The sequence below is a fragment of the Paenibacillus sp. EKM212P genome (genome assembly GCF_011066115.1).
Taxonomy (GTDB): domain Bacteria; phylum Bacillota; class Bacilli; order Paenibacillales; family Paenibacillaceae; genus Paenibacillus; species Paenibacillus polymyxa_B.
On record NZ_JAAMNR010000003.1, the window covers coordinates 161,762 to 188,009 of the forward strand.

Genomic DNA, 26,248 nt, shown 5'->3' on the forward strand with positions numbered 1-26,248 from the left:
CAACTTTTACCTTATCAACCTTAAATGTACAAGGATCATTTTCGTACATTTAAGTCGGTCTTTAATGGATTATATTCGTTAAGAATTATCCATAGAATATATAAAGTACATAAAGTCTTATAGATTCCCTTGAAATCTAATGCTCTAATACACTTTAAGTAGTAGGAATGACGGAGTAACAGTGATTTACGGTATATATAACCGAGACAAATTACTTCACTACATTAATCTTCGCGCCATCCGTAAGCAGACTAACGCCCTTAACGACAACATTTTGTCCTTCAGCAAGCCCCTTGGTTACCTCAACCTGTTTGGCACTTTCCTGGCCTGTTTGCACTTCTACCCGCTTAGCAACAGTTCCCTCCACTACATAAGCATACTTCTTCCCTGCCTGCTCCGTAATGGCATCCTGCGATACCAAAATGTTTTTAGGAGCTTCTGATTTCATGTATACAGTTACAACCATCCCTGATTTTAATTCACCAGAACCATTAGGAACCGAAATCTCGACAGGATATGCCTTGAGATCATTATCCATTACCGGATTGACGGCCGATACTCTGGCCTCAATTCGCTTATTTAACGAGTCCACACCTACAGTCACAGATGAACCCACCTGCAACTTAAGAAGCTCAGATTCAGAAACGTTAACTTTGGCAATAATAGGATTGGTATTCGCTATTGTAGCAACCGCAGATTGTGCACTAACCATTTGCCCCTGGGTTCCTGTTACTACCGATATCGTGCCGGAAATTGGAGCTTTGACTACAGTATCCACCAATTGACTACGAGCTGTGTCTAAACTGGACTTAGCCTGATTGACAGAAGCACGAGCTACGTCAATGCCCGTTTTCTGTTGTGCAAGACGTAATGATTTTTGAGCATTATTATATGTTGTTTGCGCACTTTCCTTAGACGTTTGTGCATTATGAAGTGTGATCTGTGCATTCTCCACCGCAGTTACAGCCCTTCTATGCGCTATTTGAGACTGCTCTAACTCGGATTGAGAAAGAGCACCCGCACTAAACAGCTGTTGGTTGCGATTGAGCGTATTTTGAGCATCACGCACAGAACTCTGAGCATCTACCAGACTGGTTTGAGCTTGAGTGATCGTGTTGTCTTGCTGGATAAGCGCACTTTTGGCTTGATCCACGCTGGATTCTGCCTGCTGCACCGATTGCGCTGCACCTGACTCTGCCTGCTTTAAATTGGCCAGGGCAACCTGGTACGACTCCTGAGATTGCTTAATTGAGTCCCGCAAGTCCTTTTGGTCTATAGTAAACAATGTGTCGCCCTTATTTACTTTTTGCCCCACTGTGAGGTTAATGCTTTGAATTTTGCCACTAATTTTCGGAGACACCTGAGCCGTCTCTTTAGGAGCAAAGCTACCAATGATACCTGTTGAATCGTTAATACTACCTTTGGTCACTTTGGCCACTTGGACCGGAATGGCTTGCTGCGCCGCAGTTGAAGCGGCAGGGGCCTCCCCCCCACCGCAACCCGCTAATGCAACTGATAAAAGCAAAGTTGTAGCAATCAGAGCACTTTTTTTATTCATTATGTTTCTCCACCTCACCTTATATATGAACACTTTTTTGTAGTTTCGCTTCTTTTTTTAATTCTCTCTTCGCTTGTCTTTTTAATTTCCGATTCTTACGTTTTTGTATCATATTATCCATGATGACGTAGACTACCGGAATTAGAATCAATGTAATAACAGCTGCGAAGGATAACCCGAATACAACAACTACTGCCATCGGTGCTTGTGTTTCGTTACCCTCTCCTGTAGCGAATGCCATTGGGAGCAAAGCTAGTACAGTAGCCAGCGTGGTCATCAAAATAGGACGCAACCGCTCAGACGCTCCATGAATAATAGCTTCATCCCGATCTTGGCCGTCTTTTCGGAGCTGAATTATAAAGTCAATCATAACTATGGCATTGTTAACGACCAAACCGACGAGCATGATATAACCCGTCAAAGCTGAAACGCTGAGACTCGCCCCGGTTACAGCTAAACCGATAAGCACACCAATTACCGTAGGTGGAACGGAAAACATAATAACAAACGGTGTGAGCAACGATTCGAACTGTCCTGCCATAACCATATAAATGAGCACGACAGATAGTAAAATAGCTATCGCCAAGTTCGTAAAGGACTCCAGCATTTGTTCATTTTGTCCACCACCCGTATCTGCACTGTAGCCTTCAGGGAAGTGAGTACTCTTCAAAAGAGCATCTATTTTTTGATTAATAGTAAGAATATCCCCTGTTCCATCAATATCAGCTGTAATCTGCACTTGACGCGTTTGGTCTTCACGAGTAACAGTATCGGGTACAGTCCGTTTATCAATACTTACTACGGAAGACAAAGGTACATCAATACCTTGCGAAGTGGTAATCCGTAAGGCTTTTAGATTTGACAAATCATGGCGGTTTTGCTCTGGCAACGATATCTTCACATCAATCTGATCCTCACCTGTACGATAGCTTGTGGCGACTGATCCATTAAAAGAAGTATTCACTGCTGATAAAATTTGAGTTGCTGATAAGCCATATCGACTCGCAAGCTCCCGATTAACGGTAATCTCATATTCTTCGCGAACCGCACTCAAGGTACTTTTCACATTGACCGTACCTGGTATGTTTTTTACGTCCGCAACGAGATTGTCCGAGAGTTCTCTCAGGACGTCAATATCGTCACCTTTTAAGTTAATATTAACAGCCGCTCCGCTTGAAAGGCCTGTTGTAGACGCCATTGTAATCTCTGCATCCGGAATGCTATCAAATTTTTTACGAAGACCCTCAACTATAGCATCTGTTGCCTGATGTCCATCCTTCAGTGTTACACTTAGATCTGCTGAGTTGGTTGGAGCTGCCCCTGAATAACCAGAATTGCCACCAGAACCAACAGTCACTGTCATTTTATCTAGATCCGGAACTTTCAAAATTTCTTTTTCTATATCTTGAACAACCTTTTCCGTTTCTTCCAAGACCGTTCCATTAGGAAGTTTCACGTTAATTGTGAATTCCCCAGTATCGGATGCTGGGATAAATTCAGCCTTAACGAAAGGAACTAGAGCCCCAGCTGCCACAAACATTAATAAAGTAATAATTAACACAGATTTTCTATGGTTAATTCCCCACTTCAGTATACGGCGATACCCACTCTTAAATTTCTCGAAGCCAATATTAAACCACACAATAGGGTTAACACCCTTATAAGTACCTGAAGAATAAATGGATTCATCTGGCACGGTAGGTAGCCAACGTGAGCCCAGCATCGGCACAATCATAAGGGATACAAGCAAGGCTGCAATGTGAGAGAAAATAACTGTTAACGCCAACGGTTTAAATAGAACTCCCGCAATTCCGTCAACAAAAACAACTGGTAAAAATACTACGATCTGCGCAAGTGCAGATGCCATAACGGCATTACCCACCTGCTTGGAGCCATCAATAGCCCCTTGTAGCATGCTTTTCCCTTCATGTCGCTGTCTAAAAATATTCTCAATAATAACAACCGCAAAATCGACAAAGGATCCTAACCCCAGAAGCAAACCGCTCAGTGAAATAATATTAATGGTTTGTCCGGTGAAATACATCATCATAAACGTAGCTACGAAGGAAATTGGAATAACGATAGTAGCAATAATGGTAGAACGTATACTATTCAAAAATAATAGCAACACAATAGCTGCGATAATAAGTCCCAATATAGCATGCTCTACTAATGAGTGTACGGAGTCGCTAATGGGTTTGGATGCATCTGTTACCATCTCCAATTGAGTTCCCGGAGGCAATTCCTTCCGTATCGAATCTAAACTATCCTTTACAGAATCGGCGATTGAAAGGGTATTCCCCCCTGTAGCTTTAGTAACAGAAATATTGATACTTGGCTTTCCGTTATAGGTAGAAATGGTTGTAACATCATCCAAGGAATCTTCAACTTTCGCGATGTCCTTTAGCTTAATGCTTCCCTTCCCTACTGGAATTGGCGTTTCACCCATTTCTGAAACAGCTTTGTATTCACCTTGAACCCGAAGTTGGATTTCTGTATTGCCTCGGTACACCGAACCAGCAGAACCCGCTACGTTATTAGACGATAGCGCTTGGCTGATTTGATCTAGCGTAATGCCATAGCTTTGAAGTTTGGCTTGATCTACGGTAATCTTCACAAGCCGAGCTTGCCCACCTGACATGTTGGCTGCAGCTACTCCCGCAATTCTTTCAAGCCGCGGCTCAATAATATCTTCAGCAATAGGCTTCAACTTGTTAATATCCTGGTCTCCTGTAAGAGAGAGCGTAATAACCGGCGTTGCGTTGAGATCCACCTTAAGGACACGCGGCGAATTAGCCGCCTTGGGAAGAGACCCTTTAACCCCATCAACTTTATCTCGCATGTCGAGGGTTGCTTGATTGATATCTACTCCCCAGTTAAATTGAATCATGACCATAGATGTTCCTTCTGAAGACTCGGACATGACTTTATCCACGTTCTCAATAGAAGCCAGACTTTTCTCAATAGGTTTAGTAACCAATTCCTCAACTTCTGTAGGCGTTGCATTTGGAATACTAGTCACCACTGCAGCGAATGGCAGCTTCATATCCGGCATTTGCTCTACAGGAAGTCTTAACGCAAAAATACCGCCCCCGATTAACAAAGCAATAATTAACATAAATACTGTTACAGGACGGCGTATTGAAAACTGAGACATCTCATCACTCCCCACTCACTTCTCTATGTAATATTTAAGCACACTCATCCACTACTACGATGAAATAGGCGTAAAGTTTCAGATAAATGTGCAAAAAAAACATATAAAAAAATAATAAACACATTTTGAGATAAACGCTTAAAAAAAAACAGTTAATTACATACGTTTAATGTGAATCGAAAATAAAAAACGTTGTAATGCTTAGCCAAAGTTTTCATCTCATTGATATTATGGCATAGGCCCTTAATCCCAGTCAAATAGCTGATTTATAAAAAACATCCCTCACATGTATATGAAAGGGAATTACCATTTCGCATGGAGGGATGTTTAATAAATTCAGGTGTTTTGTTGATTAGATTTTAGGAAGCAGTTTTTTATCAGCCATAACTTTAGCTACAATAATCGCTGCATCTCCGCGCAAGGTCAAGGAAGTAGGATTAAACATATATCCTTTTTTCAGATCACTTGCATCCACAGGTGACCCTGTGATAAAGCCTTTCTTGGCGATAGCCAATATAGATGCTTGCGCATAGTAATCAATCTTGTCCGCATCTTTAAAGGTCTTAGACAGGTTCTTCATGATTTTGTCATGATCTGTTTCCAGCTTCAAATTCAATGCCTTGGCAATAATGACTGCTGCATCTTGACGCGTGATTACATCTTCCGGCATAAAGATTCTTGGTTGTGAACCTTTGACAATACCGGCACGCGCAGCTGTTTCAATATAACGATAATCGTATAGAGCATCTGCTGATATCGTATTTGGAATAGACACGTCGTCGAAATGCTTCGCTCCACTGAAATTAAGCGGAATTTGCAGACCTTTGACAATCATAGACGTGAATTCGCCTCTTTTAATGTAGCTGTCAGGTCCAAAGCTATTAATTGGATCCATTGGGTTCATGACACCTTTGGCCAAGATAGCCTCAATGTAATCTCTAGCGTATTTGTGCTTAATGACATCACTATACGTTTCTCCAACCTTAGCAACTACATAGTAGCCAAAACGATCAAACGGTACCTTAATGGTATGTTTTTTCGGATCCACCACACCACCAATGTTCTGCCAATCTTTAAGATCAGAATCGAAATAGAACACTGTCATTTGTTTCCCTGCATCCTGAGCAATACTGCTATCATACGTCAGCGTCAATGTAGCACGCTTGGATGGTACTAACTCGTTAGATGGGTCGCGCCAGTAGAAGTTTTTGATCTTGCTACTGTCATTTTGCGACTTGTTAGCCAATTGATAAGGATCAGCACCATAAGTTACTGGATCGTAATCATCCGTTTTAATGTCATCTGCTGTACCTGGATCAATCCAGAATACCGGACTCGACATATTAAAGCGGGCCGGAAAATCTCTGTTGAAGTATCTACTTCCATCTGCAATCAAGCTCTGCATATCGGACAATGCTTTTTCAGTTTCAAATTCATGACGGTCAACCACACCATCTTCGCTATTTGCTATTGCAAAGTACAAATTGTGACCAGAGAAAACCTGGTTTTTGAACTGTTGCGGTTGATCGTAGTCCCGACGAATCAGACTCGTTCCCTTTGCAAAAGCAAGTGTAAGATTACCATCGAACACTTTGTGCGATGTTTTCATCGCTTCCATGTACTGCTCGCCAGGAATATTAGTAGGCACATATTTAACAGTAATGGTCTGTTTCAGTTTTTCTTTACCTACAGTAACCACTACGTCAATTTTATTATCTTTGTTGGCTTTTAGACCTGTAACGATGGCTTTGTAAGTTGATGGATAATCAATGGTGCCATCATAATCAGAGTCGAAACCCTCTTGAACTGCTGTTTCTTTACCTACCGTAACACTATCTGCATTACCTGCATTTACAACAACTTGCACAAAGTTTTGATTCACGATTCTCTTTTCAGGGAGCGGACGCAAAATATCAAAAGATGTGGATTGACCGGATACTTGCAGTCGGAAAGTAGCAAATGGTCCGCTCTTGCCGCTATTGAACAAGGTAATGTTATAAGCTACCGGTGTTCCATCTTGCGAAATAGTTTGGTTTTTCAACACAAAGCTGAAATACTTTTTGTCCGGATGGTAGTACACAAGCAGGTCTTTTAAATCTTTATTTGTAAATTTGTCTGTAGTAGAACCGGAATTGTATGTTGTCTTAGCATCTTCTGCTGAGAAAAACTCGTTACTCAGTGTCCAGTTAACTTCACTGTCATCCGATCCCTTAATCTCCAAAATATATTGATCTTTATTAGCAATATCACTTAACGAACCATTTACCTGATCTGCTTTACCCAAATCAGCAATACTGAAAGTACCAAATACATTGATATTTTTCAGAGATGTATTGTAGTTGGTATCATCCACTTTGGTGAAATTAGCATCTTTTGATTTCGGAGCAATTTCGCTATATTTCGGCGTATTGCTCAAGCCGCTAACTGGTGTAAAAGGGATGATTCCTTGTGTGTTGGGAACAGGAATTACTGGAATATTCGTCTGTGTAAAGTTTACTTTTACCGTATTGCTGTACTCAATACCTGGCTTGTATACAAACTTGATTTCATTATTTCCGTTCGCCAAGGCATTGGCTGCGGCTGTCTCCGAGGAAGCAGCAAGCTTGAAGTCCGCACCTGAACCATCCAAATCAACCAATACATTATTAATATACAGGAAGACATTTCGGTTACTTCCAGTGTAATGAATATCTGCTGCATTGCTCACATCAAGCAATTTACCTTTAAAGTAGCCCAGTTGAGTCAATTTATAGGTATTCAAGTTTGAGCTGGATGTATTCAACGGAATTTGTTGCCCATCATAAATCGTATCGTACTTCATGAACGGACCCTGCAACAGATTCACCGTTGCTTTAATTAACTTGGTCGAGTCACCATTCAGATAAAAATTCAGTACATTTTGTCCTTCTTTAGGCAAAGTGTCTACATAAGCAACAATTTTCTTCACTTGCGTTGACTTACCATTGATTGTACGAATCACATCTTGAGGCGATCCTACAATATGAACCGATACTCCAGAAAGCTCACTAATTGAAGAAGGTGCGCCATTAACAACGATAAACTCCATACCTACAGGTACAGATGCAGCATCTGTAGTCTTGTTCTTCATAGAGCTACCTGTTAATTTCATAGCTTCATCTAGGGCAGCTGCCTGATCAGACCCGCTTCCATTAGTTCTGTTCAACAATTGAGTATTAAAATCAGGAAGATAGTTAACATCATCAATATACGGCTGAGTGCTGCTGCGCAATGTAAATTGGACAGCCGATGGAGCCGGTGGTGTACTGCTATCCGTATAAGTTATGCCCAGGGATGCTCTGGTCAAATGATCAAGTACAGCTTCCGAAGGTACAGTCACCTGAAACGGATATACTTTATAACCATTTGATGTAACTACATTTGCAGTATCAATTGTGGCATCAACCCCAGTCGCACTACCCACAGCACTACCATTGTTACTCACATCGGTAAAACGTGCATTGATTGTGGCCACTCCTGGATCAGTTGCACCGCCTGGCACCAAAACATTACCTTTTAAAACCACACCACTTGTAGACGATACGGTAAAGTCAGGCGAAGTGGCCAAATCAGCAGAAACATTCCCATCCTTATTCAGGGTCAAATCAGAAAATTCCGGTTTACCCGTATAAATCGTAATTTCACGTGTAACTGTAAGAGCCTGAGTTCCGTTATTCACTTTAATGGTCACTATATTTTTACCCGGACTCAGTACAACACTACCCGTTAGTTTGTAGCCAGTGTAAGAGTTAACTGTATACGTATTACTGCTTTTTGCAGACGTGAGCGTTACACTGTCAGCATTAGGAGCCGTACCTTGAATGACTACTTTCACATCATCCGTACCGCTATTGCGTGCGTCTGTCAGCACCGCTGTCTGATTCTCAAGCAACTGCTCGGTTTCACCATTCAACGTAGCAGATAGATCATAAAGCTTAGGCCCATCCTGATACTCAATGTAAATGGAGTCCTTCATATCAGCCGAATTTTGGCTACTTTGAAATGTAATCCGGTTCAAACCAGGAAACAGTTTAATGTCTGTAACTTTAAGCGTAGAGCCACTGACTGTAATTCCGCCTTTTTGACTCTCGTTCTTATTAACCACGTTAAGGTTTGTTCCATTTTTAGAGAGTTGGAATACACTATAAGATATAGTACTTCCGTTCACTCCGTTAATCGTACCGTTAACTGTAACTCGGTCAGTGTTTACCATTCTAGCCGAATCCACATCATATTTTTCACTTGGAAAAATAAAATAAGTTCCCGTCGCAGCATGAGCCGTACCTACCAGGGCCGCCGGCACCAAGCCAATGATGAGACCAACCGTCAGCAACATGGATAGCAATCGTTTCAAATCATTGTCCTCCTTTGATTCTGTCGCACCTTGGGGTACGTAATCATTCAATACTTTTTTTATCGGTAGTAAACATACAAAAAATTAGTAAATTCTCAAAAAAGGAGGGAGTTTTTTTACAGCAAACATCAAAAAAGCCTTCAAACCCGCGGTATACCGCCAAGCTTGAAGGCTTACTTTTAAATTAAAATTATAATTTCGAACGCGTTTGGGAATCTGGCTTAGCCAGCAAGCGAATCAGTGTGTTTATAACTGGGCGTTTGGTTTTGCCAACAAGACCAATAACCTCTGCACCAATCTGTAGGAAGAACATCATAATACAAATCACGACAAAGGTGACCCAGTTCGCTTCATTAAGCGCAGCAGACGATTGAATCACGGCCAATACACCGAAAAATGCCGCAATACCGTAGATAATCAACACCGTCTGTCTGTGACTGAAACCTAGTTCGCGTAAGCAGTGATGCAAATGACCTTTATCCGGAGAGAAAATCGGTTTTTTCTGCAACTTGCGACGAATGATAGCAAAGAATGTATCTGACAAAGGTACACCGATAATAATCAATGGCGTAATAAAAGATACGATAGCAATTTGCTTGAAACCAAGCATGGATAGCATGGCCAGACAGAAACCTAAAAATAATGACCCTGTATCACCCATAAATATTTTCGCAGGATGAAAGTTGAAAAATAAAAATCCGATAATACTGCCCAGCAGTACAAGACAAAGCATAGCTACCATGTAATTGCCCATCAATACCGACATCACAAAGATAGTCCCAATCGCAATTCCTGAGACACCTGCAGCCAGTCCATCCAGACCGTCAATCAAATTGATGGCATTCGTTACACCTACGATCCAGAAAATCGTAAGCGGAATGGAAATCCAGCTTTCCAAAGATGAGTATGCATCCTGAAAAGGTACATTTACAAAATCTACACGAATATCAAAAGCAAACACGACCATACACGCAACGGCAATTTGAGCCAAAAATTTCAATTTTGCATTGAGATCAAAACGATCATCGAGAGCACCAATCAGTGTAATCAGCGTGCCGCCAATCAGAAAGGCTGCGATAAAGTTAATATCCCGAGAGGACAGCATTCCGTCAGGCACAAAAGGTAACACCGCTAATAAGGACAACAGAAATGCCAAGAAAATCCCCAGTCCGCCAAGACGCGGCATAATTCGGGTATGTACTTTTCGGGCATTCGGTACATCGACGGCTCCAACCTTCACAGCGAATTTCTTGACGAGCGGTGTCAGTAACAGCGCAAGTCCTAGTGCCATGATGAACCCAATAATATAGATCAATAACATTTGATCATTCGACCCCCAATTTTAAAGCAATCCCTTTTCAGATGTAACCGCATTGAATTATACTCTGATCAAAAATAAATACCAAGCTTCATATTCTGGCAAATTAGCGGGTTTTGAAGGCAGATTCAAGCTATTTATCACACTTTTGTGACGTTTTCTTTTTCGCGCATCACTTTCGCGGCGAATTTCGGCAGCGCAAGCATTCTTTTGTATCGGCTTGGCTCTTTGAGGAGTCTATATAACCATTCAGCCCGTAGCTTTTGGAACAATTTAGGTGCGCGTTTGGTTCTGCCTGATATAACATCGAAGCTACCGCCAACCCCCATCATCACCGGTACACCCAGTTGTTCCTTATATTTACCAATCCAGGGTTCCTGTGTGTCCGCTCCACGTGCTACAAACAACAAATCGGGATTTGCTTCACGAATGGCTGCAATCACCGCTTCATCCTCTTTAGGTCCAAAAAAGCCATCACGCTTGCCACAAACCGTAATCCGGGGATAAAGCTCATGTACCCGCTTTGCGGTCGCTTGAATCACCTCAGATGTTGATCCCAGTAAATAAACCTTCCAATGATAGTTTTCTCCAGCTGCAAGTAATTCATGTAACAAGTCAAAGCCCGCTACCCGCTCAGGTACAGGATGTCCTACATAGTTTGCAGCCCAGACCACGCCAGTCCCATCTGGAACAATCAACTCTGCCTGTTTCATCACGTCCATGTACACTGGATCTTCCAATGCAGCCATTACCATAATCGGATTGGCAGTGATCACTTGATGGGGCCGGCGAGACTCCACTGCTTGAATTAATACATTTAATGTATCTTTCATATTAAGCCTTGATACCGGAACACCGAAAATCGGGACGGTAGGCACATTCGTAACCTTATCAACTGTCACTGTATCCATCATCCTTTGCGACACAAGTAATTAACGATATGCTGTGCCGGTAAGCGAGCCTCACTTTTTAACAAAGCAATGGCCGCTCCCTGGCTCTCGATCCATTGACTTCGCTGATCCAGCAACCGCATAGACTCATTAGCCATCTTTTGTCCATCCAGTGCCTCTGTAGTGCCTACAGGCTGGCTACCGACACGGCTGAGGAAATGATCAATTTTGGGATCGTAGGATATCCCCAACGGAGGCACCTGGTGGGATGCTGCATAGATCAAGCTGTGTAATCGCATCCCGATCATCAAACTGCAACGACTGACTTCCAAAAGCATCTGTTGAGGATCGGTGACTTGATCGCACATGCTGACAAGGCTTCCCGTCCCCCTAATATCCCCCAACAAATCCATTACCATCCTTGAAGCCTGCTCGTCATCAGGCAGATGGAAAGGTAAAAAGCGTAAGTGTACACGGCGCTCAGCAGCTAATTTTTTCAAGCCGTCCGCAATAGCCGTTAAATCGCGACGCTCCTTATCCCAGTAACGTACAGATACACCAACGATCGGAAGTTTATCCTTATCCGTTTCAGTTGCTGCTTTATGCAGCTCGGAACCCGAGGGCAATGGAAGCCCCATTACCGGATCAGGAACAACTTCGACAACCGGGTTCTTTAGTTTCATAGTACCCAGTAGTGCGGCAGACTGCTCATCTCTTACAGAAACATATTCACAGCGCTGAAACACAGAACGGATCATAGGATAAAATATCTTCCGTTGTACCGGACCAATGCCCTGAGCATATACAAACGTCGGTTTTCCAGCCCATTGGGCCAGTTTCAGAATCGCCAGATAATACGGAATACTTTTAGGGCTTGTTGCATCCTGGAGCAAACTCCCGCCGCCACTTATTAGCCCATCGCTGTTTTTAATCGCTCTACGAACTTCCCCCAGACTCATCCGTGGTACTGCTTCTACTCCGTACATTTTCTGTGTCCAAGCGGGGTCAGAAGACAGAACAACAGGCTTGATTGTAATCCCCGCCTGACGACTCTCCTCCTCTAAAGCTGTCAAAATCGACTTAAGCACCGCCTCATCTCCACTATTGTTAAAACCGTAATAACCCGAGATGATTATCGTTTGAGCTGTGGTGACCATTTCTTCCAACACCCTTCCAGCACTTGCCACACGACAATTGCGATGATTCCCAGCACCAGGCCCAAGCCCAATCCTAACAGCCCGCGACTAAGCGACAATGCCGCTGGAGAGTGAATGTGAGCAAAGGTATCCACCATAGAGGCTTGACCAATAGCAGCTATAATCAGCAAATAGATTGCTTTGCGATATTTCAAAGCCAGGAATGCCCCTGCAATAAACAGTGGGTGAGCCATCAAAAATTCCTTATTGCGCGGACGTACACCAAACGCATTTTCAAGGAAGTTCCGGAAGACCAACTCCGTGTTCGACACCGTACCCGCATTTCCGGTACGAGTCAAATAGTAATAACCTGCGGCTGCGATAACAGCCAGTGCGATAACCCACAATACAGTAATCGGCGTACGTAGCAGCTTGGAAATTTCCTCCCGTATAGAAACGCCACGATAAAAGAAAATATATATCGCTGCCAAGAAGATCGGCAGAATGTGAAGCAAGCTTACACCTCTAAATTGATTCAGCACAAGGCTGTAGGCAATACTGTTCAACAGCGCAATAACGAAAGGCACCGCAGCCAGCGACAAAATCGCCGTCTGCACGTACAGTATAAACGTTTGAATCAAACGCTGACCTACAGAAAGTTCAGCACCCTGTTCACGTTTAATTCTAATCGTACGCACAGCGATGATCATTGCAACCGTAGGTCCGCTAATCGCTGCGAGTAGGGCCAGGCCTTGCTCCATCAAGCTAGAGTTCAAAACATAAAGTCCTGCTGAACCTACCAAGCCAAGTGCAAATGCCAGCAAAGTCAATGCCGGGACGAAATAGGACACCATAATGGAGAAGAATGCCAGTGCACCTAGTACGACAATCATTTTCAGATAGCGCTGAATGGATGAATCGACGACTTGGAACGGTTCAGCCTGTCCGAGTTCAAACCCCTTTTTCTCCATCCGTTGTACAGCGTTACCCGGCTTGTCCAAGCTGTGGATTAGGTTATCTACCGAATCCTTCACCTTGGCTTCAGCAATACTACGGCTAGGCGCAGTATTCAGATACAACATGCGAATATTACGGTCCTTGGTGGCCAATGCAAAACGATCGGCCAACGTTTCAACATCGAGCGTTGAATCTTTATCGCTCAATGAGTATAAACGCACAACGTTATAGTGGATATCGTAAGCGAGCTTATTGAAGCCTGCTTGCGGTTTTTTTAAGTTTTCGATAGCAGCTAGGCCAATATCGTATTTGTTCAGCAATTTAGCAAATGCCACTAAGCTATGCTCTTTCTCGTTATCGGTGAAGCCTTTGACTGAATCACCTTCAAACAAAATGCGTTTTACACCATTTTGCTGAAAGGAAGCAAGCATCTCTTCCGTCAACTCCTGGTTGTAAGGAAGACTATCGCTCATCCGTGGAACAATAAAAAATCCTTTGCTCCGAAGCTGCTTCATCGCAATCGGGTCAGGCTGCATGGGCTTGAGATACGCATCCTCTGGAGATGTTTCCACAACTAACCCTTCCTGTCCCTGATAAGTCCAAGGTTTTACATTGATGTCCAGGCTTGTAAACGTACGTAAAATTAACGGCTTTAATGCCTCGGCATTTTCTTTATCAGCGAAAACAATATACGTAAAATTCTCATTTGCAGGTGAAAGCCGTTTTTCCATATCGGCAATGTTCTGAGTCGTATAGGTTACGACGCGACCCGCTTTACGGAAATCATCCAACGTACTTTCATACATCGCCATGCTGTTCACACCCGCTTGCTGTAAGCGGTCAAGTTGCTCATTCAGATAGTCCTGCGGGTGAGCCTGATACGAGGCTGCCTCTGTCAAATCCCGATAATCGAATACAATCTCTACTTTTTTACTCGAGGATTCTGTCTTCATACGATCGGCGATGACCGGAATGGAAGCCAGCAAGCCGACAGCCACCAAAATCCATAACCATTTTCGAGAAGCCGTATTCCAATACTGCCATTTCTGATACACCAAAGAACCTCCTTAATAGTCGGGATTTTGCAAAATTCAATGCTGCCCACCTTGCCGTACTCAGCCTTTTGGTAGGTCACTCATTGAATTTTGCAAAATCCTCCGTTGCCGGAATAAGCCTATTTTCCCAAAGCCTCTTCCAGGTTATTCTGCAATACAGAAATGACCTCCACGGCGTACTGCCCTTTGCCGTGAGAGGTCACCGATTACTATATCTTATCCAATTACCTTAACCTATTCTATTATAAAGGGATTTTTCTCAAGCGTCTACGCGAGCCATAACAGCATCGACCAGGTGGCTGATTCTTTGCTCCGCGTCTGACAGCGAGGAACCGCGTACCGCAAAGTATACTTTGATTTTCGGCTCTGTGCCCGAAGGGCGCAGGCAAAACCACGAACCGTCCTCCAGTAAGAATTTGAGTACATTTTCCTGTGGAAGTCCGTCCAGACCTTGTGAGTAGTCCAGTACCTTGTCTACCTTCACGCCTGCAATCTCTTGAGGAGCGTTGCTACGCCAATCGGTCATTTTGCCCTGAATTTGTGCCACTCCATCCTTACCCTTAAGGGTACGAGACTCCAGCTTCTCAAGGAAGTAGCCAAACTGCTCGTACAGCTCTTGTAAAACATCATAGAGCGTCTTACCTTGTGTGCTGTAATAAGCAGCAGCTTCAGCGATCAGCATAGCCGCCAAGACAGCATCCTTATCGCGAGCATAATTCCCTGCCAAATAACCATAGCTCTCTTCATAGCCAAACAGGTAGGTGTACTCGCCAGTTTGGTCAAATTGGTTCATTTTCTCGCCAATATACTTAAAGCCAGTTAGCGTGTTAAACACGGTTGCTCCAAAATGTTCGGCAATGACTGCACCCATTTCGCTGGTTACGATGGTTTTGATAACAGCCCCATTATTAGGAAGCTTGCCTGTTTCTTTCAGTTGATTCAACAAGTAGTAAACCATGATCGCGCCAGACTGATTACCGGACAATACCACATATTCGCCATCACGGTTTTTCACAACTGCACCCATACGGTCAGCATCAGGGTCTGTTCCGATCAACAGATCTGCACCAATTTTCTCACCCAGCGCAATTGCCAGCTTAAACGCATCACGTTCTTCTGGGTTTGGCGACTTGATAGTCGAAAATTCAGCATCTGGCAACTCTTGCTCAGGCACAATATGCACCTGTTCAAAACCGATTTTCTCCAACACACGGCGAACCGGTACATTTCCAGTGCCATGGAGAGGTGTAAACACAACTTTGAAGTTTTTGCCTGGTCCGGCTGCAATCAGCTCACGGTTCACACTCACACTGGCTACCGTATCTACAAACGCTTCATCTTCCTCTTCTCCAAGCCAAACCAACAATCCCTGTGCCTCTGCTTCCTCACGTGTCAGACTGCGAATGTCGGCAAAAGAAGGAACCTCACGGATATAACCAATTACCTGTTCAGCCTGATCTGGAACAAGCTGACCCCCTTCATCGTTGTATACCTTGTATCCATTATACTCAGGAGGATTGTGACTCGCTGTCACAACAATCCCTCCACTGGCTCCCAAATGACGTACACTAAACGAAAGCTGTGGCGTTGGACGCAAGGAAGGGAACAACTTAGCCACGATACCATTGCCCGCCAGCACCAAAGCTGCATCCAGAGCAAATTCTGGTGAAAAATGACGCGAATCATGTGCAATAACAACCGAAGGTTTTCCTTCTTTACCAGCATGCTGTTCTAAAATATAGCGAGCCAGCCCTTGAGTCGCCCGTCCAATGACGTAACGGTTCATCCGGTTACTTCCTGCCCCGATCACTCCACGCAGACCGCCTGTACCAAATTCCAGCTCTTTGTAAAAGCGATCCTCCAGTTCCTGCTCGTTGCCTTCCAATGCGCGCAACTCCTGTTTGGTCTCTTCATCAATATAAGGGTCTTGCAGCCAGCTCTCAATGCCTTCTAGTGCTTTTTTACTCAACTGCGTCATACGGAATTTCCCCTCTCCATTTTTGGGTTGTCAAAACAGGATTTCTATGTACACATGCACTCGGTTCAGACGTCGTGCTTATGTCGGCAGAGCTTTATTTATTGGGGAGGGTCAGATAAAGCAAACATAATTTCGCCCTCAGCTACTACCGTATCGCCTACTTTAGCCGTAGCTTTCCCTTTGCCAAATGCGCCTTTGGAACGAGTGATTTCCACTTCAAGCGTCAGTGTATCCCCAGGAACCACCTGCCCACGGAAACGGAAACCATCCAACCCTGCCAAGAACCCGATTTTGCCACGATTGCTCTCTAGGTGCAGTAATGCGACAGCCCCAACTTGAGCCAGTGCTTCGGTGATCAACACACCAGGCATAACAGGATACCCCGGAAAATGTCCAATGAAATGAGGTTCATTCATCGTTACATTTTTAATGCCTACTGCTCTTTTCCCTTCCTCCAGCTCAATAATACGATCCACCAATAAAAATGGCGCTCGATGTGGGATAATCTCCTGAATTTGATTAACATCCAATTGCAATTTGTCCATTTACCTTAATAACTCCTCCCGCTTGCAGGTTTGACTCTGTATCAGTCATGAGTTACTGCAAGCATAATATTACCCCGCTTACGCTGCATAAAAACAGCTCATAACGGCAACAATGTTAGATATCCTTCACCTACTGCAGAAGTGGAGGTTGAGATAAGGGGCTTTTTCCGCCGGTTATGCAACCTGAGGCGCGAAGAAGCCCTTTTGCCCGTGCTTGGTTTTACCCCGCAGTGTTATAAACTTCCCCATCATTATACAGTTATCAGATGCAAAAAGAAAATTACGCGGAAGTACCATATTGGGTGCTCCTATTATGGGGTGAAGCGAAGTTTCATTTGAGCCAAGGGGGGAAGGGCTGCGGGGATGGATCATTCTTCCGATCGCTGTTAACCTCGGATTTTTTCATTGTATAATAATTCAAGGGTAAAATCCGAGGTTAAAGGCGAACGCTATCGCTTCTTCTTCAGAACGATTCCATCCCCTCCGCCGAGTTACTTTTGGCTCAAAAAGAAAGCTCGCTTCAATAATGCTCGCTTGCCGTGAAGGGCAGAGAAAACCGAAGGCCTCTATGATGGCCTTCATTGGCCACAATCCATGCGTGCTACGCTGGAGGCCCCTCCCTTAAAAGCATAACAAAACCCTGCGCCACTGGCACAGGGTTTTGTTATATACTACCCACACAAATTGCGGGTGGTTTATTTTAATAAAAGTGGCCTGATGGCGGGTAGCCAGCGGAGCGGGCAGAATTGTTCTGAAGAAGCGCAGCGTTTGCCTTTATCCCCGGATTCAAACCTCCAATGTTTTAAAACCAAAAGGAATCTGGGGATAACAGCAATCGGAAGAACAATCTGCACGCGGAGCGACCTTTTCCCGCCCCCACTCATTTAAAGTAAACTAAGGCGCAAATATAAGATCAATGACATGCTGCCAGGTTCTCCACTCGAACACGCCTGACAACCCTTGCTTACCTACAATTACATATCCTGCAATTAAGCCGCCTAACAGCGATAACAGGAGCAGCAACGGAACTATGAAATAACGAGCAGTACGCCAGCGGGACTTCGTCTTTTCAGGCACCGGACGGGAATCAGATTGTTCTTCTTTCATCACCAAATCCTTAAGCCCTCAGATTGTTGGCCAGGTTCATCATCGTATCGCTAGAAGTTAGTGCCCGTGCCGCCATTTGATACATCCGCTGAACTTGCATCATATCCGTCATTTCGCCCGCTAAATCCACATTAGATTCCTCAAGATAACCGGAACGCACAGATACGTCCGCTGGAACAGCACCTGCCACACCTGCTGCTCCGAATACATTTGCCTCTGTTACACCATTCAACAACACGAATAGGTTATCATCCCGCTGTTCCAGTCCCTCTGGACGCTGTACATCCATTAGCTTGATTCTCTGACCAACCGTCGGATTCCCAATTCCATTAGCACGAATCAGCAATTCGCCATCCGAGTTAATAGCCACCTTGGAACCCGCTGGAGCAGTCACAGGAACATCATTGTTATCCAGCACGGAGTAACCTTCAGCAGTGGTCAACATCATCGTCGCACTATCATTCGGATCAGGAACAAAATGAAAGCTACCGTCACGGGTCCAAGCTTTTTGCCCATTCCCCTGGACTTCAAACATGGCATTACCTTGAATCGCCAGATCGGTAGGAAGTCCCGTCTCCTTGAGCGGACCTTGCTCCATATTTTTCATGATTGCGGCCGTTTTAACTCCGTAGCCCAAATTATAGCCGAGCGGCATGGCTCGTCCATTTTGGAGATACGTTGAAGGCTGTTGCTGCACATTGGCCAATACATCTTCAAAGGAACCCTGTTTACTCTTATAACCAACTGTATTGATATTAGCAATATTATCGGCAATTAAATCCAAACGCTGCTGCACACTGGCCATAGATACCATTGCGCCAATCATGGAGTTGTTCATCACTTACCCCCTGTTATACACGGCCTACTTCATTAACGGCCTTGTCCAAGCTTTTATCATAAAATTGAATTACCTTCTGATTCGCCTCATACGCTCTTAACGCAGCCATCATATCCACCATCGACTGTGAAGCATCTACATTAGATACCTCCAGATAACCTTGACGAACGGATACAGCGTCATTAGCGGTCATCATTCTAGCTGTAGCACCGTCCGTATCATTCAGGCGGAAATTTCCATTGCCCTCACGAACGAGCTGGTACGGACGATCAATGACACTAATACCGAGCGTCGTCCCTAACGTCTGGTTGGACTGGCTATCTACCAATTCGCCCCGCTCATTTACTTTAAGCGCTGAGACAGCCCCCGTCAATTGAATTGGGTTTCCATTCGTATCCAGCACCGCTGAGCCAGTCGATGAAAGCAATGCTCCTGCTCCATTTACTTGAAAATGTCCATCACGTGTATAACGAACGTTACCATTACTGTCCCGCACCGTAAAAAACGCTTCTGGACGGTAGGTGACTTCACCGTTAGCATTGATGAATTTCCCTGCCTGATCAAAAGCCATAGGTTGACCAGTAGCTGGGTCGTTCACATTAATATTGGACTGTATCGCGAAATCCGTCGCTTGTCCACTGTCCTTTAATGCTCCCTGAATGTAAGGGGAGAGGCTTTCCTCAGCAAAAACGCCAGTATTGAGCTTGCCGACCGTACGGTCCGGGTTATCAGGGTTACCACCCGTCATGGAAATAAGCATCTCGGGGAAAGAACGCTGAACACTGTTCTCCTGTTTGTATCCCGTCGTATTCATATTAGCAATATTTTGCGTCACGGTGTCATGGCGTCGTTGTTGTGTCATCAATCCGGCGGCCGCAGTATATAAACCTCTCAACATGTATGGTGCACCCCAATCCTATACTCTGCTAAAATCATATGCTCGCGCGGAGGCAGGCAACCTGTCTGACCGCACACGAGTCTCTTATAGTCACTATCGGCAGATTAGAACTTTTTCTTAACCACATGATCCAAATTATCCAGCATAATTCCTGTACCTTTAACGACACAATGCATCGGATCTTCGGCGACCAGTACCGGAACACGCAACTCTTCAGCAAGCAGCTCGTCCAATCCGCTAAGCAAGGCACCGCCACCAGTCAAAATAACACCACGGTCAATAATATCAGCTGACAGTTCCGGTGGGGTCTGCTCCAATACAAACTTGGCCGCAGCAACAATCGCCGACACAGGATCTCTAAGCGCATCCTGCACTTCATCCGCAGAAATACTTAACGTTTTGGGCAATCCGGATACCATATCCCGTCCACGGATGTCCATTTCTGCACGCCGTCCGCTCGGATGCACGGTTCCGATAGCAATCTTGATATCCTCAGCCGTACGTTCCCCGATCAAAAGCTTGTACTTCGTTTTTACATATTTCATGATGGCTGTATCAAATTTGTCCCCTGCCATTTTAATGGAAGAAGCTGTTACGACATCCCCCATAGAGAGGACTGCAACGTCAGTCGTTCCGCCACCAATATCCACTACCATGTTGCCACTAGGCTCAAAAATATCCATTCCTGCCCCGATGGCAGCCGCTTTTGGTTCTTCCTCCAAAAATACTTCCTTGGCCCCGCTACGCTCCGCCGCTTCACGAATCGCTTTTTGCTCCACTGAGGTAATGTTCGTCGGCGCACAAATTAGAATACGAGGGTGGCTGTACCAGCTTTTTCCCCCTACCCGATTGATAAAATATTTTAACATCGCTTCTGTTACTTCAAAATCGGCGATGACACCATCACGTAATGGACGGATGGCTATGATATTACCAGGAGTACGTCCCACCATACGGCGCGCTTCCTCTCCGACAGCCAGAACTCTTTTTGTATCGCTTTCTATCGCGACAACGGAAGGTTCGTCAAGAACAACCCCCTTCCCTTTGACGTGGATAAGCACGTTGGCCGTACCGAGGTCGATACCGATATCATTACTGAACATATTAAAAAGGCCCCCAAAGTGATATTTTAAAAGCTAAGATTCGACAAGAAGCGGCAAATATATGTATAAACCTATGGTTACATGTCATTTTTCGTCTTGTACCATCTTTTAACATATCATACTTCAGGGGGTTGATTCAATGGCTTTGCCAGCCAATTCACTATATATTTTTAGGACTTGCCGGAAACGAGAATCTCCCTTCGTTTGCCACTCGTTTTTTTGTACTTAATTTTCGTTGCTTCTCCTCCCCTCAGATGGCGGATGGATTTATGGTATTCGAGAATGTGCTTCACCTGATCGGCAAGATCCGGGTTGATTTCAGGCAGCCGTTCGGTCAGATCTTTATGCACCGTGCTCTTGGAGACACCAAATTCCTTGGCAATCGTACGGACCGTATTCCTTGTTTCCACGATACAGCGACCGATTTTGATGGTCCGTTCCTTGATGTAATCGTGCACGCTCCCGCCTCCCTACTGTGGATAGTTTGGTACATTATATGAGGAGCGTGCCTATATATTCGCGGTTTGGCGGGAAGACATGCTTCGGAAGGCCTATTTATTTGGCAAAAGCAGCTTATGTTTACCTTATGCACAAAAACTACACAAGAAAAAAGCAGGGAATATGGATTCCCCGCTTTGCATGCAAAGCCATGACCAAATTTATTTTTTAGGAAGCAGACCTGCTGGATTCACCGGCTTGTCATCTTGATACACTTCAAAATGCAGATGTGTTTTCAAATCCTTTTCAAGCTCGTTACGACCCGCTGAAGCAATCACATCGTTTTGTTTCACTTGATCGCCTTCTTTTACTTTCAGATCACTCAAGCTTTGGTACACCGTTTTGAGATTATTATCATGCGTGATTTCTACGACATTACCTACCAGCGGATGTTGTTCTACACGGGATACTTTGCCACTCAGGGCGGCTCTCACTTCAAACGCCTGATCATCGGCCCGGGAAAGATCAATTCCAGTGTTAGCGGTAAATGTTTTATCGTACTCTACCATAGCTGCCGCCTGCTCATCAGCGGTCGCGTTCTCATCAAAGAACGGCTTTACGACTTGTACTGCGCCAGCATCTGCCACTGGCCATGCGATATTTTCCGACTGGGCAACTACTTCCACACTTTCTGGCTGTTGTCCGTTAACATCGGTATCCACTGCACTTGTGCTTTGTACCGATGGACTAGCTGGGTCAGGTTTGAAAGACTTCTGGCTGGCATCCTGATAGACCCACACTAAGGTTAGTATAATGGCTGCTGCGGCAATGTAGGCTGCCGGGTATGCCCACCTTTTGGACAACAGCTTTTTCCACGAAGACGGCCGTGAAGCTCTTCCACCCTGAAAGGTTTTGGGTGTTTCTTCATGGTTTTGGTTCTGGTTTTTATTTTGTTCATTCATTTGCTCATCACCTCAGTAACCAGTGTTACCGGGTGCAACTCTTTTATACTTCAAAGTTTCGAAATATTTACTAACTTAGAATACGAGAGGCTTGCGCAAAAGAAATGCCAGTATAATAGTGAAGGAGAATTTGAGTGGCAGTATGACCTTCCTTGGCCATTCCATTGGCTCCCCACTGACTCATACCAACGCCATGGCCATAACCATAGGTTGTTATAGCAATCCGATTCCCTTCAGCCTTCCACGTAAACTCAGCCGAACGTAACCCCAGTTTGTTACGGATTTCCGGCCCTGTAAAGATTGAGCCACCAACCTCAATCTTCTTGATGCGATGTCCTTCCGTCTTGGAGAGTATACGAATCTCTGGCATACTTCCTCCTCCAGTAGAGGCGGCAATTGCAGTACGACTCAATCCCAATCTATCGAACATACTCTGACGACTCAGTGTGACGGTTTCTGTATAACGTGGGGCCAACTGCTTGTCCCATGGACTTGACACACTTCGTAAATAGGGCACTGCCTTCGCCCATACATCCTCTGAATTTTCGGTATAGCCATTGCTAGTAGAAAAAAAAGATGCCGTTATGGGCTTCCCCTCATATACCATGATCGTATCCTTGGTGTCTCGTACAGCCTGCTGAATTTTAGCCAGCTCTGCGGATTTACCAGAACGCCCCCATTCTCTAGTAAGTTTGGCTTTGGAGATATAAGCCTGATGTTTAACCGTATCCGTCACATCAGCTCCCGCCGGCGCACCGCTAGTATCATCAGCCAGCAAACGTCGGGCAATGAAGGTACGCGCGGCAATAGCCTGTGCTTTTAGTGCCTCGCGCTCGAAGCTAGGCGGCATTTCAGCGGCTACTACGCCGACAATGTATTGCTCCAGCGGTAACGTCTCCGTGCGACCGGTAGACGTGACGTACACGCGCACGTCCGGCTCTGCTGCCACCGGCACGCTGCGCGCTGGAGCAGCGGGCACCGCCGGTATCGGCGGGACGCCCGGCAAGCGCGTGACGGGCATCTCGCCCTTTGCCGTCACGCTAGGCGCAGCTGGTGCTGCCGTGCGACTGCTCGGCGGCAACGGCTGCGCCGTCTGGCGAGGCCACGCCATTAGCGCGGGCACAGCCATGGCAAGCACCAGCACCCCTGCCATGGCAGCGAATGGCAGCCATGGGCGTCTGCTGCCCCAGCGCGGGGTACGCCCGGCGGATGGACGCAGGTGCGGCAACGTCACTTGCAGCGGGGTTGCAGTGCGTGTGTCATGGGCCGCTGCTCCAGCGATAGGCAGAGCCGTTTCAACGGAGTTCACAGCGGAAGGCACGGCTGTTGTACGCCGATTGAGCTTGACGCCAGTCGGCAATGTACCTCTTGTGTCCGGCTGCTGTTGCATAAGCTTATTTTTCTGTAACGAAGTAGCTATAGAGCCAGAGCGTTCCTCCGCAAGTGAAGTCTGGCAATGTTCCTTAGGATGATGAATGGGTATACGGATGCGAACCTGTGAATCTTTCATAGGCTGAAACCTCCATCAAAGGGCTAAGTGTCCGGCTGGAAGTACAGATATACTCCAGCAGATATTTTCAATCATATGAAGTCGTCCACTTTGATAGAACCATTTTAAGAGAACTGAAAGAATGAAAAAGACTGGCTGCAAACAACAAAAAACCAAGCCCTTTCGGACTTGGTTCTTTATTGTACAAGAATATACTTATGCAACATGAAGCTACATACGTTAAGGCTTAGGCGAGGGAAGGCTGGATCTTCTTAAACAGATTCCCCGACGTCTCTTCCGGCATTACGCGCTCTGTACTGGGTGAATGATCCAGTTTGGACTCTTCCACGGTCACTCTGTAAATGTCCGCTCCCAATCCAGTCAGCTTCTCAGCCAAATGAACGTAACCGCGATCGATGTGATGTACGCCGGATACCTCCGTTGTACCTTCCGCAATGAGTCCGGTCAGAATTAACGCAGCACCTGCACGCAAATCTGTAGAGGTTACTTTCGCACCTGTCAGCTTAGCATTACCAGTTACAATGGCGGAACGACCTTCGACCTTAATTTCCGCATTCATGAGATGAAATTCATCCACATGCATGAAACGATTTTCAAACACGGTTTCCGTAATAATGCTCGTTCCTTCAGCGGCAAGTTGAAGTGCCATCATCTGGGACTGCATATCGGTAGGAAAACCAGGATAAGGCAATGTTTTAACATCAACGGCCTTTAACGGCTTATCTGCAATGACACGAATTCCGTTCTCATCAGGTTGAATGGTTACACCCATTTCTTCCATCTTGGAAATAACCGGTCCTAAATGATCGGATATTGCGCCTTCTACATATACGTTCCCGCCTGTGATCGCAGCAGCAACCATATAAGTACCTGCTTCTACCCGGTCGGGAATGACGGTATGTTTTACACCATGCAGCTTCTCAACGCCTTCAATACGAATAACGCCCGTGCCCGCACCGCGTACTTTGGCACCCATTCCATTCAGGAAATTTGCGAGATCAACAATCTCAGGTTCCTTAGCAGCATTCTCGATGGTAGTTACGCCCTCAGCAAGAGTAGCGGCCATCATAATATTCTCAGTTGCTCCTACGCTGGCTACATCCAAATAAACTTTAGCTCCACGCAGACGCCCGTTACTTTTAGCTTCAATAAAACCTTGGCCCAGGCTAATCTCCGCGCCCAATGCCTCAAAACCCTTTAAATGCTGATCAATTGGTCGCGTTCCGATTGCGCATCCGCCTGGAAGCGAGATTCTTGTACGTCCCAAACGTGTAAGCAGCGGTCCCATAACCAAGAATGATGCGCGCATTTTCCTAACCCACTCGTAAGGGGCTTCACAGGAAATTATCTTCCGCGCGTCAACACGAATGACCTCATCTTGGTATGTAACGCCTGCTCCTAAGGACTCCAGCACTTTGTTAATGGTCATCACATCGTCTAGAGGAGGTGCATCAATAATAACACTTTCTCCTTCTTCTCCTAGCAGAGAAGCGGCGATGATCGGCAGAACTGAGTTTTTGGCTCCGCTGACTTTGACACTCCCGGTCAATCTGTTGCCACCGCGGACGATAAATTTGCTCATCTATGGTTCCCTCCGCGCGTCATTTCCCTTTTCCATTCTGGAAAAAAAGAACATATTCCGCTATTTTCATGCCTTGCTTTTTCATTACATAAAAAAACAAGGTTTTACTAATACCCTAACTGCCATCATACCACTGATTAAAACAAGTATACAAGCGTTTTTTGTACTTGATGACCATTGTACTCTAACTGATTCAGCCAGCTATACATGTATGGTTCTTTTGTTTACCATTGTTAACAATATGACGCGATGTTATTCGACAATTCCCGCAGAGACACAGTCATAAGGTCATATAACCCGCCTACTTCATGTTAAAACAAATTCTAGAGCATCTGGCTCCAAGAGATGTAGCTCAACAGGAACCCAGAAACCAACTGTCCCAAGATTATAGCAAGAAACAAGTGCAGCAATCTGCCCTGCGGTCCTTTGGGTTGCCGAATTAACAAATCCAGCTTTAAGCTCTGTAAAGCCCACCAAGCTAACGCTATACAGATAAGCGACACGATCATGGAGATCAGCGCGGTCATACTCGCCGATTGACTTAGCTGTTCAGCCAATTGCTGTTTCCCGTTCAACCATAATTCCTCCCATCTGCGTCACAGACTTCTTTATAATACTCGGCGAACGCCTAATATGCCAGTGCTATTTCTGCTTTTAGGACATTTATTTCGACAAAATGTGATTAATCACTTCTGTTTCGTGAATTTAAAAGGTACTAAATACCTAGCAACCGGGCAAGAAATAGGACTGTACATTTGGTAATAACAGCTAAAAAAGGGCCCGATCACAGTGATCGAAGGAAGCAAGGTTCTCCCTCACCTTCTACCGGACATTCTTTGGCAGA

The 26,248-nt window shown here is 45.1% G+C and carries 19 protein-coding genes; all 19 read right to left on the reverse strand.

Features of this window, described 5'->3' with window-relative positions; translation table 11 throughout:
- Nucleotides 1-211: 211 nt before the first annotated feature.
- Entirely contained in the window at nt 212-1,558 is a 1,347-nt protein-coding gene (locus tag G9G54_RS09915) for an efflux RND transporter periplasmic adaptor subunit (protein WP_165177717.1), read from the reverse strand.
- 19 nt (nt 1,559-1,577) lie between these two features.
- A complete protein-coding gene (locus G9G54_RS09920; RefSeq protein WP_165177719.1) occupies nt 1,578-4,715 on the reverse strand; it encodes an efflux RND transporter permease subunit in 3,138 nt (1,045 codons plus the stop codon).
- A gap of 352 nt (nt 4,716-5,067) precedes the next feature.
- Nucleotides 5,068-9,087, reverse strand: coding sequence for an S-layer homology domain-containing protein (locus tag G9G54_RS09925; RefSeq protein WP_165177721.1), 4,020 nt, complete (start codon nt 9,085-9,087; stop codon nt 5,068-5,070).
- Nucleotides 9,088-9,277: 190 nt separating this feature from the next.
- Entirely contained in the window at nt 9,278-10,408 is a 1,131-nt protein-coding gene (locus G9G54_RS09930; RefSeq protein ID WP_013312307.1) for a glycosyltransferase family 4 protein, read from the reverse strand.
- Nucleotides 10,409-10,545: 137 nt separating this feature from the next.
- On the reverse strand, nt 10,546-11,307 hold the full coding sequence (locus tag G9G54_RS09935) for a WecB/TagA/CpsF family glycosyltransferase (protein WP_165177723.1): 762 nt from the start codon (nt 11,305-11,307) through the stop codon (nt 10,546-10,548).
- Between the two features lie 8 nt (nt 11,308-11,315).
- On the reverse strand, nt 11,316-12,452 hold the full coding sequence (gene csaB / locus G9G54_RS09940) for a polysaccharide pyruvyl transferase CsaB (protein ID WP_165177725.1): 1,137 nt from the start codon (nt 12,450-12,452) through the stop codon (nt 11,316-11,318).
- Nucleotides 12,428-14,443: a DUF5693 family protein gene (locus tag G9G54_RS09945; protein WP_165177727.1), complete on the reverse strand. Its 2,016-nt coding sequence runs from the start codon at nt 14,441-14,443 to the stop codon at nt 12,428-12,430. Before G9G54_RS09945 ends, csaB begins: the two co-directional genes overlap by 25 nt.
- A gap of 259 nt (nt 14,444-14,702) precedes the next feature.
- The gene (locus G9G54_RS09950; protein ID WP_165177729.1) at nt 14,703-16,421 is read right to left on the reverse strand and encodes a phospho-sugar mutase; all 1,719 of its coding nucleotides are present in this window, start codon (nt 16,419-16,421) and stop codon (nt 14,703-14,705) included.
- A gap of 98 nt (nt 16,422-16,519) precedes the next feature.
- Nucleotides 16,520-16,966, reverse strand: coding sequence for a 3-hydroxyacyl-ACP dehydratase FabZ (gene fabZ / locus G9G54_RS09955; protein ID WP_013312312.1), 447 nt, complete (start codon nt 16,964-16,966; stop codon nt 16,520-16,522).
- Nucleotides 16,967-17,383: 417 nt separating this feature from the next.
- A complete protein-coding gene (locus G9G54_RS25595; RefSeq protein WP_238807890.1) occupies nt 17,384-17,548 on the reverse strand; it encodes a hypothetical protein in 165 nt (54 codons plus the stop codon).
- Between the two features lie 312 nt (nt 17,549-17,860).
- Entirely contained in the window at nt 17,861-18,073 is a 213-nt protein-coding gene (locus G9G54_RS09960; protein ID WP_165177731.1) for a DNA-directed RNA polymerase subunit beta, read from the reverse strand.
- 10 nt (nt 18,074-18,083) lie between these two features.
- Complete coding sequence (locus G9G54_RS09965; protein WP_061831646.1) at nt 18,084-18,911, reverse strand: flagellar hook-basal body protein; 828 nt, start codon at nt 18,909-18,911, stop codon at nt 18,084-18,086.
- Between the two features lie 13 nt (nt 18,912-18,924).
- The gene (locus tag G9G54_RS09970) at nt 18,925-19,809 is read right to left on the reverse strand and encodes a flagellar hook-basal body protein (RefSeq protein WP_165177733.1); all 885 of its coding nucleotides are present in this window, start codon (nt 19,807-19,809) and stop codon (nt 18,925-18,927) included.
- A gap of 104 nt (nt 19,810-19,913) precedes the next feature.
- Complete coding sequence (gene mreB / locus G9G54_RS09975; protein ID WP_023990703.1) at nt 19,914-20,912, reverse strand: rod shape-determining protein; 999 nt, start codon at nt 20,910-20,912, stop codon at nt 19,914-19,916.
- A gap of 170 nt (nt 20,913-21,082) precedes the next feature.
- Nucleotides 21,083-21,370, reverse strand: coding sequence for a sporulation transcriptional regulator SpoIIID (gene spoIIID, locus G9G54_RS09980; RefSeq protein WP_007432737.1), 288 nt, complete (start codon nt 21,368-21,370; stop codon nt 21,083-21,085).
- 201 nt (nt 21,371-21,571) lie between these two features.
- Entirely contained in the window at nt 21,572-22,312 is a 741-nt protein-coding gene (locus G9G54_RS09985) for a M23 family metallopeptidase (protein WP_165177735.1), read from the reverse strand.
- Between the two features lie 70 nt (nt 22,313-22,382).
- Complete coding sequence (gene spoIID / locus G9G54_RS09990; RefSeq protein ID WP_165177737.1) at nt 22,383-23,822, reverse strand: stage II sporulation protein D; 1,440 nt, start codon at nt 23,820-23,822, stop codon at nt 22,383-22,385.
- A 226-nt stretch (nt 23,823-24,048) separates the two neighbouring features.
- Nucleotides 24,049-25,404: a UDP-N-acetylglucosamine 1-carboxyvinyltransferase gene (murA, locus tag G9G54_RS09995; protein WP_013312320.1), complete on the reverse strand. Its 1,356-nt coding sequence runs from the start codon at nt 25,402-25,404 to the stop codon at nt 24,049-24,051.
- 323 nt (nt 25,405-25,727) lie between these two features.
- Nucleotides 25,728-25,979 (reverse strand): DUF1146 family protein, encoded by a 252-nt coding sequence (locus tag G9G54_RS10000; protein WP_013373430.1) that lies wholly within the window; start codon nt 25,977-25,979, stop codon nt 25,728-25,730.
- Nucleotides 25,980-26,248 lie beyond the last annotated feature (269 nt).